Here is a 12,695-nt window from a genome sequence, read left to right as displayed (position 1 = left end):
ATTGCAGTTCTAGGGTTAGGGGACCACGTGCACATCACCAAGGACCTCGTCGCGGCCTCGGCGACGCCGCTCGTACTCGGGATCCTCGCCGAAGGCGACAGCTACGGGTACGCCATCCTCAAGCAGGTCAACGAGCTGTCGGGCGGGCAGTTGGAGTGGACCGACGGACTGCTCTACCCGCTGCTGCACCGGTTGGAGCGGCTCGGCCACGTCAAGTCGGCCTGGGAGACCCCGGTCGGGGGACGGCGACGCAAGTACTACCGGATCACCGACCAGGGCCGGGCCGAGCTCGCCGAGCAGCGCCGGCAGTGGGCAGCGGTCGTGGACGCCCTGCGGGGCGTCTGGCGTACCGCACAGTCGATCAAGCCGATCACCGCACCGGCATGGGAGGCGGGTCGATGACCGCCGACAGCACCAACGAGTTGGAGGGCCAACTCGCCGAGTGGCGGGCGTACACGCACCGCCGCCGCGAGCTGCACCACACCGACGCCGATGAGCTGGAAGACCACCTCCGCAGCAGGATCACCGAGCTGACCGAGGCGGGTCTGCACGCCGACGAGGCGTTCCTCATCGCCGTCAAACGGATGGGCAGCCTCGACGAGCTGTCCCGGGAGTTCGCCCGCGAGCACTCCGAGCGGCTGTGGAAGCAACTCGTGCTGCCCGGTGAGCCCGACGCACCAACCGCCGCCCGGTCCCGCCGCGAGCTACCGGTCATGGTGCTCTGCGCGGCCGCCGCGGCGCTCGCGATCAAGGTGCCGGGCTGGTTCGGGCTGGACCTCTCCGACGGCGACGCCGCCTTCTACGCGCGAAACCTCAGCCTGTTCGCACTGCCGGCGCTGGCCGGCTACTTCGTCTGGCAACGCCGGGTCGGGCCGCACGTCATCGGGATACTCGCGCTGCTGTTCGTGCTCGGCGGGGTCGCCGCGAACGCGTACCCGATGGCCGACGACTCGCAGACCCTGGTGCTCACGGCGATCCACCTGCCGCTCGCGCTGTGGCTGGTCGTCGGCGTCGCGTACGTCGGCGGTGACTGGCGTTCGGACCGGCGGCGGATGGACTTCATCCGGTTCACCGGGGAGTGGCTGATCTACTTTGCCCTGATCGCCCTCGGCGGCGGCGTGCTCACGGCCTTCACGGCCGGCACGTTCCGGGCCATCGGCCTGAACGCCGAGGGATTCATCGAGGCGTGGCTGCTGCCCTGTGGCGCCATGGCGGCGGTCATCGTGTCGGCGTGGCTGGTCGAGGCCAAGCAGAGCGTCATCGAGAACATGGCACCGGTGCTGACCCGCGTCTTCACGCCGCTCTTCGCGGCCACCCTGCTGGCCTTCCTGGTCGCCATCATCTGGACCAACAACGGCATCGACGTCGAGCGCGATGCGCTCATCCTGTTCGACCTGCTGCTCGTCATCGTGCTCGGCCTGCTGCTGTACGCCATCTCCGCCCGTGACCTCACGGCCCGGCCCGGCCTGTTCGACCGCCTACAGCTCGCGCTCGTCGCCAGCGCCCTCGTCATCGACGTCCTGGTGCTGCTGGCCATCACCGGCCGGATCACCGAGTGGGGCTTCAGCCCCAACAAGTCCGCGGCACTGGGCGAGAACGTCATCCTGCTCACCAACCTGGCCTGGTCGGCATGGCTCTTCCTCGGGTTCGTACGCGGCCGCATGCCGTTCGCCCGACTGGAGCTCTGGCAGACCCGCTACGTGATCGTGTACGCCGCCTGGGCCTGGACGGTCGTCCTCGCCTTCCCGCTCGTGTTCAACTTCGCCTGAGCCGGTAGTTACCGGTAATACCCTGAAAACCAAAGATGATCCACCGGCCGTCCAGCCGGACTCGCCTCGCTGTGCGTGGAGATGTCGTAGCTGGCCACCGTGGTTGCCGGCGCGGACATCGCGTCGGGCGGTGCGAACCTCGGCCGCACAGTCGGTGGCGGGCGACCATTGATAGTTTCCGAAACTTTCCGCTAACATCGACCCACGCAACTGTTCCACAGGATCCAGAGAACGACGTGACAGGCATGTTGGCGCTGCCTGCGCGCGTCGACTACTGGGTGGTCCGAAGACGCCAGGTCGATGCTGTAGCGGTTTGCCCCTCCGGGCGTGGGCACCGCTACGAGCCGGGCGAGGCCGGCGACTTCGCATCCGTTCGTTTCAACCCGCCGGCTGGCGTTCGTCGCCCGCCGGTCCGTCCCCACACCTGAACCGTCCGGAGGCAACAGAGATGAGCGACACCACGGATCGTCATGGCCGACAGGCCGCGGTGAGGTCGGGCCCGCGCCTTGCGCTGGTCCTCGTCGCGGCGGCAACCCTCGTTGCCGGCGTGTCGATCTTCGCCTTCACCCCCACCGCCAGCGCCGGCACGACGCTGGGTGCCTCGGCCGCCGAGAAGGGCCGGTACTTCGGCACCGCGGTCGCGGCCAACAAGCTCTCCGACACCACCTACGTCGGAATCCTGAACCGTGAGTTCAACAGCGTCACCGCCGAGAACGAGATGAAGTGGGACGCGACCGAGCCGTCGCAGGGCAACTTCACCTACGCCAACGCCGACCGCATCGTCAACAGCGCGCGGGCCAACGGCCAACAGGTACGCGGCCACGCGCTGGCCTGGCACTCACAGCAGCCGGGCTGGGCCCAGAACATGAGCGGCACCGCCCTGCGCAACGCGATGCTCAATCACGTCACCCAGGTCGCCACCTACTACCGGGGCAAGATCTCCGCCTGGGACGTGGTCAACGAGGCGTTCGCCGACGGTGGCAACGGGGCCCGGCGCGACTCGAACCTCCAGCGCACCGGCAACGACTGGATCGAGGCCGCGTTCCGTGCGGCTCGGGCCGCCGACCCCGGCGCGAAGCTCTGCTACAACGACTACAACACCGACGGGCAGAACGCGAAGTCCAACGCCGTGTACGCGATGGTGCAGGACTTCAAGGCGCGCGGCGTACCGATCGACTGCGTCGGGTTCCAGTCCCACTTCAACAGCCAGAGCCCGGTGCCCAACGACTACCAGGCCAACCTCCAGCGGTTCGTGAACCTGGGCGTCGACGTACAGATCACCGAGTTGGACATCGAGGGTTCCGGCACCACCCAGGCCAACAGCTTCGGCCGGGTGGTCACGGCGTGCCTGGCCATCTCCCGGTGCACCGGGATCACGGTGTGGGGCATCCGCGACACCGACTCGTGGCGCGCCAGCGGCACCCCGCTGCTGTTCGACGGCAGCGGCAACAAGAAGGCCGCGTACACCTCCACGCTGAACGCGCTCAACGCCGGCGGCAACCCGGTCACCACCCCGCCGACGCCGCCGACCACCGCGCCGCCGACGACCCCGCCGGGCACTCCGCCGCCGACCACCGCGCCGCCGACGACTCCGCCGCCCGGCGGTGCCGGCTGCTCCGCGACCCTGTCGAACAACTCCTGGACCGGCGGTTTCGTGACCACCATCCGGGTGACCGCCGGCTCGGCCGGGACGAACGGCTGGACGGTCACGGTGACCCTGCCGGCCGGTTCCGCGATCACCAACGCCTGGAACACGACCCGCAGCGGCAACACCGGCAGCGTCCAGTTGACCAACGTCGCCTACAACGGCCGGCTCACCGCCGGCCAGGTGACCGAGGTCGGCTTCCAGGGCACCGGCACCGCCCCGAGTGGAACACCCACCTGTAGCGCGAGCTGACCCCGACCGGTTCCGGTGCGCGGGGACCGCTCGCCCCGCGCACCGGAACCACGGGCGCCTCGGACACGACCGCGACCGGTGCCGCCGGCTCCGGGTGAAGGGGGTTGACCGGATGCGGTGGCAATCGTCCGGGAGTCCGGACCATCCGGAGACAACTGCTCACTGGGTGCACACCTGGGTGGCGATGCCGCAGTCGACGGAGCCCGACAACCTGCCACCACCGCCGTTCACCCGGGACAACCTGGTGTTCGCCGACACCACCCTGCGGCAGACCGTGCACCTGTCGGTGGGCGCCCGGCAACTGCGGCTGCGGTTCTCCAATGCCTTCGGTGGCGTCGCACTGCCGATCACGGCCGTCGCCGTCGCACTGCCGGTTGGCGGACAGGCGGGTGTCAGCGGGATCCGGGCCGGGACCTCCCGTACGGTGACCTTCTCCGGGCGGCGGTCCGTGCTCGTACCGGTCGGGGCGCAGGCCGTCTCCGACTCGCTGGACGTCGAGGTGGCACCCCGGTCCAATCTCACCGTCTCGGTCTACCTGGCCGAAGGGCAGGCGTCCGACCGGGTCACCTCGCATCCCGGCTCCAGGACCACGTCGTACCTGCTCGCCGGCAACCACGTCGCGGCGACCGACCTGCCGGCGGCGACACCGACCGACCACTGGTACCTGCTCAGCGGGGTCGAGGCGTGGTCCGGTGGCGGTACGGCGGCGGCGGTCATGCTGGGCGACTCGCTGACCGACGGTCGGGGGTCCACCACGAACCTGAACGACCGCTGGCCGGACCGGTTGCTCGACCGGCTCCAGGCCGATCCGGCCACGTCGGAGGTCGCCATCCTCAACCAGGCGGCCGGTGGCAACCGGGTGCTCGACGACGGGCTGGGACCGAACGCCCTGGCCCGGCTCGACCGCGACGTGCTGGCGCACAGTGGGGTCGAGTGGCTGGTCGTGTTCGAGGGGGTCAACGACATCGGCACCGCCGAGCCCACCGGGGCCGCGCAGAAGCGGGTGACCGACGATCTGATCGTCGCGTACGAGCAGATCGTCACCCGGTCGCACGCGCACGGCATCCGCGTGTACGGCGCGACGTTGCCGCCGTTCGGCGGCCACCCCGGGTACGACGACCCGGCCGGGTGCCGCCAGGCGGCTCGTCGGAGGGTCAACGACTGGATCCGTACCGGTGGCCGGTTCGACGCCGTGCTCGACTTCGACCGGGCGACCCATGACCCGCGAAACCCCCGGCGGCTGCTGCCGGCCTTCGACACCGGGGATCACCTGCACCTGAACCCGGCCGGGTACCGGGCACTGGCGGATGCGGTACCGGCGCGGTTGTTCCGGCGGAAACCGCTCCCGCCCGGCTTCGGCTTCGACTGACCGATCCCGACCGACCGATCCCGACCGACCGATCTCGGCTTCGGCTGACTGTTCTCGGTTTTCAGCGAGGGCCCTTCTCCGCCGTCCGGGCAACCGGTCGGTGGGCGAGCGCTCGGGTTCGGCGTACCCCGAGCGCTCGCCCGGCCCGTGCCCGTCGGCCGCTGTTACCAGGCGGACGGTGCCGGCGGTACGACAACCGGCGGGCGGTCGTCGCAGGTGATGGTGTTCGGCAGTTCCCAGGCGGCGAGCCAGGGTCCGGTGGTGCCGCCCCCGTCGTTGCCGCCGAGGTCGGTCAGGGAGAACTCGGAACCGGTCGGCGGGAAGTTGAACGACCCGCAGTTGTTGACGCCGACCGCACCGACGTTGCGGGCGTCGACGTTCTCGAACGACGCCGCCCCGGAGACGCGGGCGCTGACCACCGAGGTGCCCGTACCGTCGACCCTGATGTCCTTGAAGTGGGCGTTCGTGACCGAGTAGAGGTCCTTCACCGACCACTCGCTGACCAGCATGATCGCGTTGTAGGTGCTGTCGAGGTAGTGGTCACCGGTGACCCGGATGTCCGCGTCGATGTTCTTCTCCAGCGCGTAGATCCAGATGGCACCCAGGCCGATGTTCCAGTTCAGCTCGTACGTCCCGGCACGGACCACCGTGTTGTTCGTGATCCACAGGTGCCCGGCGAACGGCTGGGCGCCGAAGCGGGAACCGATCTGGATGCCGCTGCCCTCCCGGATCGGGTCGGCGACCAGGTTGTTCGACACCGTGTTGTCGGTGCCGCCGTAGATCGCGATGCCGTTGGCCAGCGTCGGGGTCTGCACGGTGTTGTGGTCGAACGTGTTGTTGGCGTTCGCGGTCGTCTCGGACCACATGGCCAGGCCGTCGTCACCGGTGTTGCGGACGAAGTTGTTCGACACCCGCGAGTTCGTCACGCCGATGTGGAAGTTCAGCGCGTCGGCGATCTGGTCGACGATGACGTTGTTGGTGACCCGTACGTTGGTCATCGGGCCGTCGAACCAGAGACCGACCTTGGTGTGGCGGATGTGCAGCCCGTCGATGGTCGAGTTGCTCATCGCGCCGCCGATGGCGTTCACCTGGTCGGTGTCGATCCGCTCGCGTACGTCGCCCTCGATGGCGAAGTCGGACAGGTGGACGTTGTCGCTCCCGCCGTCCGCGGCGTCCCTGCCGTAGAAGCCGACACCGGTGTGCACCGAGCCGTCGGGGGCCGGCGGGTCGAGGGCCACCTCCCGGCCCTTGATGATCGTGTACCAGTTGCCGGCGCCCTCGATCGTCACGTCGTCGACGATGATGTGCCGGTTCACCTGGTAGGTGCCCGGCGGAACGTAGACCTTGAGGCGGGTGAGCTTGGCGAACCCGATCGCCCGGTCGAACGCGGCGGCCGAGTCGCGCCGACCGGTCGGGTCCGCGCCGAACGCCAGCACGTTCGCCGCGATCAGCCGGACCTTCGGCGGGGCGACGAGTTGCGAGTCGAGCAGGTCGATGACCGTCCAGGCGGCGTTGCTGCCGGCCGGCACGCTGAGCCGGACCCGGTCACCCGCGCGGTAGGTCTGGCCGAGCAGCAGGCGCTGCTCGTCGTAGAAGTGCATCGGGCGGAACGGCTTGGCGATCGTCGGGGTCGGCGTGGTGGCCGCCGGTACGCAGGCGCATTCGGTGATCCACCAGTCCGGGTGCAGCAGGTCCGCGTTCGGGTCGTTGGTGAACGGGTACTGGTTGTAGAGCCAGGCGAACTCGGAGGTGAGGGTGATCGTCTTCTTCGCTCCGCCGTTCACCGTGACGTTGAGCGGTGCGGTGATGCCGCCGCCGTTCGGCGCGTCCGGAATGCTGTAGCGGACCGTGATCGCGTTCGCCGCCTTCGGCAGGGTGAACTCGACGTACTGTCCGGGGGTCAGCTTGACCGCCTTGCGGCCGGACGCCTCCGACGGCAGCGTGTACGCGGCCCGGTCCGGCCCGATGACCACGCCGTTGGTCCGGGCGTTCTCCGCCTCCTGTTCGAGGAAGTCGACGTTCGCACCCCGGCCGGCGACCAGTGACGGGTCGAGTCCCGCGCGCGTCACCACCGCCGCCGGAACGGTCTGTGTCCCCGCGTCGGCGTACGCGGTGCCGGCGCCGCCACCGGCGACCAGGCTGAGGCCGACCGCTGCCGTCGCGGCGACCCAGCGCGATGGCCGCGTGGACCACCTCGCCGTAACTCCGATGATGCTCCGTGACATCGAATTACTCGTTTCTCTCGGGACGGTGACGGTGAGCCGACGCTCAACGGCGGAGCGTGCTCCGTGGTGGCCGCAGAGTCGTCACGCTACGTTCACAGACATGAAACAGAGCTGAATGCCGTCATGTTATTGCAGAATTCTGTCAATATTCAAGCGCAACTTTGTCGTGTAATTCGGGACCATTGTCGACATTCGAAACCCGATATCGTCCGACCGGACCCGGCCACCTCGCTCGGCCGGCCTCGGGGTGCGCGGCCCGGCACCGTCGGCATACGGTGAGGGCGTACTCGACCCCGGAGGGCTGGCAGGTGGCGACGGAGGACTGGTTCCTCAGCGCGCGGGAACGCGCCAACCCGACCTCCCGCCTGCCCACCTCCACCAGTGGAAACCAGGCCGAACCCCTGGTACACGGCGCGGCGTACTTCGATCGGCTGGTGACCGAGGTCGAGGCGTTGCGGGCCGGCGACCACCTGTTCTTCACCGACTGGCGGGGCGACCCGGACCAGCGGATGCGCCCCGACGGTCCAACCGTGTCCGAGTTGTTCTGTCGGGCCGCCCAGCGCGGTGTGCTGGTCAAGGGCCTGATCTGGCGCTCACACCTGGACCGGCTCCAGTACAGCGAGGACGAGAACCGCAACCTCAGCGAGGCGGTCTCGGCCGCCGGCGGTGAGGTACTGCTCGACCAGCGGGTCCGGCGGGGCGGCTCGCACCACCAAAAGCTCGTCGTGCTGCGACATCCGGACGCGCCGGAGCGGGACATCGCCTTCGCCGGTGGGATCGACCTGTGCCACAGCCGGCGCGACGACGCCGACCACCGGGGCGACCCGCAGGCGGTGGCGATGTCGCCCCGCTACGGCGACCACCCGCCCTGGCACGACGTGCAACTCGCCGTCCGGGGGCCGGTGGTCGGTGCGCTGGACACCGTCTTCCGGGAACGCTGGACCGATCCGATGCCGCTGGACTCGGAGAACCCGATGGCGTACCTGCGGGACCGGCTGCGCGGCGCCGACCTGCGACCCGATCCACTGCCGGAACAACCGCCCGACCCACCGCCCTGCGGGCCGCACCACATCCAGGTGCTGCGCACCTATCCGGCCGTCCGGCCGCGCTACTCGTTCGCCCCGGACGGCGAGCGCACGGTGGCCCGTGGCTACACCAAGGCGATCCACCGGGCCCGGAAGCTGATCTACCTGGAGGACCAGTACCTCTGGTCGACCGAGGTGGCCGACCTGTTCGCCGCCGCGCTGCGCGACAACCCCGACCTGCACCTGGTCGCCGTGGTGCCGCGTTACCCCGACGTGGACGGCCGGCTGGCCCTGCCGCCGAACATGGTGGGCCGGGAACAGGCGATCGCCCTCTGCGAGCGGGCCGCGCCCGAGCGGGTGCACGTCTTCGACGTGGAGAACCGGGCCGGCGACCCGGTCTACGTACACGCCAAGGTGTGCGTGGTGGACGACGTCTGGGCGAGCGTGGGCAGCGACAACTTCAACCGTCGCTCGTGGACCCACGACAGCGAACTGTCGTGCGCCGTACTCGACGAGACGGCCGACGTACGGGCGCCAACCGATCCGCCGGGGCTCGGCGACGGGGCCCGCCTGTTCGCCCGTGAACTGCGGCTGCGACTGTGGCGCGAGCACCTGGACCGGGCCACCGACGGCAGCGAGGACGACGACCTGCTCGACCCGGAACAGGCCGTACGCGCCATCGTGGATGGTGCGGCGGCCGTACAGGCGTGGTACGACGGCGGCCGCCACGGACCCCGGCCGCCGGGGCGGCTGCGCCCGCACAAGCCGGAACGGCTGCGCTGGTGGACCCGGATCTGGGCGCTGCCGATCTACCGCCTGGTATACGACCCGGACGGGCGCCCCTGGCACGCCCGGCGGGGCGGCACCTGGTAGGTAGCCGGCCCCGCCCGGCGGGGCGGCACCTGGTAGCGAGACCCATCCGACGGCGAGGCCCCCTGCGCGACGAACCGGTCGCAGGGGGCCTCCGTACGCTCCGTACGCTCAGCGCGGGACCAGCTCCACCAGCGCTATCGACGGGTTCGACAGGTCCAGCGGCACCTCCACGACGCCGTCGACGGGCTCCACCGTCCCCGTCGCGGCGGGGTCGAGCCGGTCGTCGGCCGCGAGGACGGCCCACTGCTCGTCGGTCGGCCAGTCGCCGCCGCCCATCTCCCGCCACCGGCCCGCCACGTTCCCGTGGTCCGCGTCGACCCGCCACACCCGCAGCTCATGTGCCCGGTCGGCGAGCCCGGTGACCCGCACCCGGACCGACCGGTCGAGCGCCGGATCGCCGTCGCGCCGAGAGTGGTCGAGCGTGCCGTTCCACACCAGTACGCCGACCGTGCCGTCGCCGCCCCGGCCGGTCCACGACTCGACCAGGCCGTTGGCGCCGTCGCCCGACACCGCCGCCGGCAGCGCGGTGTCACCGAGCCGCTGGGCCAGCGACAGTGCCCAGAACTTCGGCTTCGCCAGGTTGCCAACCGTCAACAGCCCGAACCCGCCGTGCAGGAACCTCGTCGGCCGGCCCAACTCCTCGAAGTGGTCCGAGGCCACCCACGGCGCCAGTGACTCGATCCGCCCGGCGGCCGAACGCATCCCGCGCAGCAGGAAGGTCGCCGCGAACACGGTGTCGTTGATCTCGTCGCCGTGGGTCGCGGTGACCCCCCACTCGGTCCACCACAGCGGCAGGTCGGGTCGGCCCCGCCGGTTGGCCAGACCGCGCAGGTCCAGTGGCGGGCTGCCGTAGATGTGGGTGGACAGGAAGTCGACCGGGGCGTCGACCAGCAACTGCTCGTCGACCCACCCGACCGCGGCCGTCGCCGGCCCGCCGACCCGCAGGCCGGGGTCGACGTCCTTCACCGCCTGTGCGGTCACCTCGTAGAGCCACCAGTAGTCGGCCGGGGTGCCCGACCAGAACACCGACAGGTTGGCCTCGTTCCAGACCTCGAACGCCCAGTTGTCGCGTACCTCGTCGAGTCCGTAGCGGTCGACCAGGTGCGTGACGAGTGCCCGTACCAGGTCGGCCCAGCGGTTCCAGTCCTTCGGCGGGGAAATGATCCCCCGATAGGCGAAGACCGTCTTCTCCGGGTCGACAGCCAGATCACGCGGCATGAAGCCGAGCTCGACGATCGGCCGCATCCCCAACTCCCGCACCGTGTCGTAGACCCGGTCGACGCCGGTGAAGTCGTGCACCGGCTCGCCGTCGACCTCGCGGTAGACGCCGAGGTCGTCGCAGAGGATGCCGTGGGCGCGTACGGTCGCCACGCCGAGCGCGTCGTGCGTACGCCGCAGCGCCTCGCGCAGCTCCGAACCGATCTCCCGGCCCCCGGTGCGCTCGGTGCTGAGCAGGTGGGACAGGTGCTCGGAGCCGACCATGAACTGCCACGGCCGGGGGAGCACACCGTCGTCCCCGTCGGCCGCCACCTCCACCAGCAGCGGGGCCACCGACTCCGGCGCGCCGAACGCACCGCCCTTCACCGGGACACCCAGCGGGCCCATGGCGGTCACCGTGGCCAGCGGCGCGACGGCGTACCAGTATTCGCGGCCGGGCTCGACCGTCGTGTCCGCGTAGGGGCCGTGCGGTACGGCGAGGACGTCGCCGCCGCCGTGGTCGACCACGGAGAACGGACCGGTGGAACTGGTCGCACGGTGCACCGCGTACCCGATGGCGCCCTCGACCGGGTCCCAGCCGACGGTGACCTGCCCACGGCCGCCGACCGCGACGAGCCCGGTGGGCGCGGGCAGGTCGGCCACGACCGCCTCGCCGGGTGCGCGGTCCTGCGCCCCGCCGCTGCCCATCAGCTCGACCCACTGTGCCCGCGCCTGCGCGGCGATGTCGCCGACCGTCATGAGCGGGACCCCCTTAGCTGCGGCAGTTGCTGGTGTGCGGGCACGTTGAACGTCTCCTTCGCGATCAGGGGCCGGATCCGGCGTTCGAACTGCGGCGAGACGAACGTCCGCCGGATCAGGTCGTCGGCCAGTTCGTTGCCGAGCGCGGCCATGATCATCGCCTGGTCGAGCGACAGGTAGCGCCTGGCCACGGCGCCGCTGCCGACCGCTATCGCGTCGTAGAAGCCGCCGGGGCCGTAGGAGTCGAAGTTGGCCTTGAGCCGGGCCAGGTTGTCGACGACCGGGCCCTTGGCGTACGGCAGGGCGAGGAACGCCGCGTGCGGGGTCACCACGCCGTCGCCGTAGTCGGGCGCCGGGCCGGCCGGGCGGCAGTCACCGAAGCCGGCGTCGTACTTCGACCGCTCCACGTCGGACGGATAGCCGTCGGTGTCCATGCCCATGGCATCGACGCCCCAGGCCATGTACCCGCCGGCCGGGTCACTGGCGGGGGAGAAGCCCCAGTAGCCGTAGCCGGCGTCGTTCAGACCGTGTTCGATCTGCCCGGCGACGGTCGCCGGGTGGTTGCGACCCCAGCTGTTCGGTGCCCAGCGCGCCTCCGGTACGAACAGGTCCGGCATCAGCGCCTCGAACATGTCCCCGCCCCAGCTCGGCACGAACTGGATGCCCCGGTAGCGGTAGGCGCCCTCGTAGACCGGCACGCCCTCGTGGCTGGTGTCGAAGCCGACCGGCTGCATCTCGTGCCAGCTCCAGTCGCAGGTGGCCGGCAGCGTACGCATGGTGTGGTAGTAGGCCGCGGGCGGAATCTGCCCGGCGGCGATGCCGAGGTAGGTCGCGATGCGCGGCTCGGTCACCGTGATGTCGTAGTGGTTGCAGGTGAACCAGACACCGTCGCGCTGCTGCGAGCAACCCGGCGGAGCGGCGTCCCAGAAGCCGCCGGCGATCAGGCCGCTCGCGCCGAACGGGGTCGACGCGGCCGGGTTGTAGTAGAACCCGAAGTTCATCTTCCGCAGGATGCCGTCGGCCTTGCCGCGCAGCTCCGGCACCCCGCCCTTGACCACGTTGAGCGCGGCGGCGAGCCAACCGTTGTCCACACTCGACAGGAACGGGTAGATGGTGCTCCCGTCGTCGGGCCAGGTCCGGACGACCGAGCCGTCGCGGGGGTCGTACCAGTTGTAGTACATGCCGCTGGTCGTGTGGTGGTCGAGACCAGCGAGCGTGTCGAGGGTCTTCGCGATCCGGTCGCGGGCCTCCCGGTGGGAGATGATCCCGAGCTCGCGGGCGACGACCGCCGACCACAGGTAGCCGCCGATGTTCGTCGGCGACGTGTACGTGGACCGGCCGCCGACCGCGAGGTCACCGCTGATGTTGTCGGCGACCAGACCGGTCGCGGGGTCGGTCATGGCGACCATCGAGCGCCAGGTGTCCCTGGCGTAGCCGAGCAGCGCCCGGTCGGCGCCACCGGTGTCGGGCGCCGCGACGGCGACGGAACCGCTGGCGAGCAGCAGCACGATCGCGGTGAGGGGAGCGAGCAGACGTCGCATGGGTCTCCTTACCTGTTTCAGTCCGGTCGGCTTTCAGTCC

Annotated in this window: 8 protein-coding genes; 5 read left to right on the top strand and 3 right to left on the bottom strand. The window is 70.4% G+C overall.

Annotated features, from left to right (window positions below; all coding sequences use genetic code 11):
• Window positions 1–27 precede the first annotated feature (27 nt).
• The 4 genes from OG792_RS16880 (at window position 28) to OG792_RS16865 (ending at window position 5,035) form a co-directional block, all read left to right on the top strand.
• Window positions 28–402, top strand: coding sequence for a PadR family transcriptional regulator (locus OG792_RS16880; protein WP_329110695.1), 375 nt, complete (start codon window positions 28–30; stop codon window positions 400–402).
• Entirely contained in the window at window positions 399–1,769 is a 1,371-nt protein-coding gene (locus tag OG792_RS16875; protein ID WP_329110694.1) for a permease prefix domain 1-containing protein, read from the top strand. The genes OG792_RS16880 and OG792_RS16875 overlap by 4 nt, the downstream gene beginning before the upstream one ends.
• Before the next feature lie 448 nt (window positions 1,770–2,217).
• Window positions 2,218–3,666 (top strand): endo-1,4-beta-xylanase, encoded by a 1,449-nt coding sequence (locus OG792_RS16870; protein WP_329110693.1) that lies wholly within the window; start codon window positions 2,218–2,220, stop codon window positions 3,664–3,666.
• 166 nt (window positions 3,667–3,832) lie between these two features.
• Window positions 3,833–5,035 (top strand): SGNH/GDSL hydrolase family protein, encoded by a 1,203-nt coding sequence (locus OG792_RS16865; protein WP_329110692.1) that lies wholly within the window; start codon window positions 3,833–3,835, stop codon window positions 5,033–5,035.
• Between the two features lie 164 nt (window positions 5,036–5,199).
• On the opposite strand, the gene OG792_RS16860 is transcribed toward OG792_RS16865, so the two are convergent.
• Entirely contained in the window at window positions 5,200–7,260 is a 2,061-nt protein-coding gene (locus OG792_RS16860; RefSeq protein WP_329110691.1) for a glycosyl hydrolase family 28-related protein, read from the bottom strand.
• Between the two features lie 308 nt (window positions 7,261–7,568).
• Between OG792_RS16860 and OG792_RS16855 the strand changes: the two genes are divergently transcribed.
• Window positions 7,569–9,158: a phospholipase D family protein gene (locus OG792_RS16855; RefSeq protein WP_329111300.1), complete on the top strand. Its 1,590-nt coding sequence runs from the start codon at window positions 7,569–7,571 to the stop codon at window positions 9,156–9,158.
• 108 nt (window positions 9,159–9,266) lie between these two features.
• Here OG792_RS16855 and OG792_RS16850 read toward each other — a convergent pair whose 3' ends face one another.
• Window positions 9,267–11,114: a GH39 family glycosyl hydrolase gene (locus OG792_RS16850; RefSeq protein WP_329110690.1), complete on the bottom strand. Its 1,848-nt coding sequence runs from the start codon at window positions 11,112–11,114 to the stop codon at window positions 9,267–9,269.
• Window positions 11,111–12,655 carry a glucoamylase family protein gene (locus OG792_RS16845; protein WP_329110689.1) on the bottom strand — a complete coding sequence of 515 codons (1,545 nt, stop codon included), beginning with the start codon at window positions 12,653–12,655 and terminating at the stop codon, window positions 11,111–11,113. Before OG792_RS16845 ends, OG792_RS16850 begins: the two co-directional genes overlap by 4 nt.
• Window positions 12,656–12,695: the final 40 nt, after the last annotated feature.

It is taken from the genome of Micromonospora sp. NBC_01699, from assembly GCF_036250065.1.
In the GTDB taxonomy this organism is placed as follows: Bacteria; Actinomycetota; Actinomycetes; order Mycobacteriales; family Micromonosporaceae; genus Micromonospora_G.
This window is presented reverse-complemented; position numbering and strand designations above follow the sequence as displayed.

Bases quoted from the DNA above. Each gene is read 5' to 3' on its own strand.
- OG792_RS16850 (WP_329110690.1), bottom strand. From the start codon at position 11,114: ATGACGGTCGGCGACATCGCCGCGCAGGCGCGGGCACAGTGGGTCGAG.
- OG792_RS16870 (WP_329110693.1), top strand. From the start codon at position 2,218: ATGAGCGACACCACGGATCGTCATGGCCGACAGGCCGCGGTGAGGTCG.
- OG792_RS16875 (WP_329110694.1), top strand. From the start codon at position 399: ATGACCGCCGACAGCACCAACGAGTTGGAGGGCCAACTCGCCGAGTGG.
- OG792_RS16845 (WP_329110689.1), bottom strand. From the start codon at position 12,655: ATGCGACGTCTGCTCGCTCCCCTCACCGCGATCGTGCTGCTGCTCGCC.
- OG792_RS16860 (WP_329110691.1), bottom strand. From the start codon at position 7,260: ATGTCACGGAGCATCATCGGAGTTACGGCGAGGTGGTCCACGCGGCCA.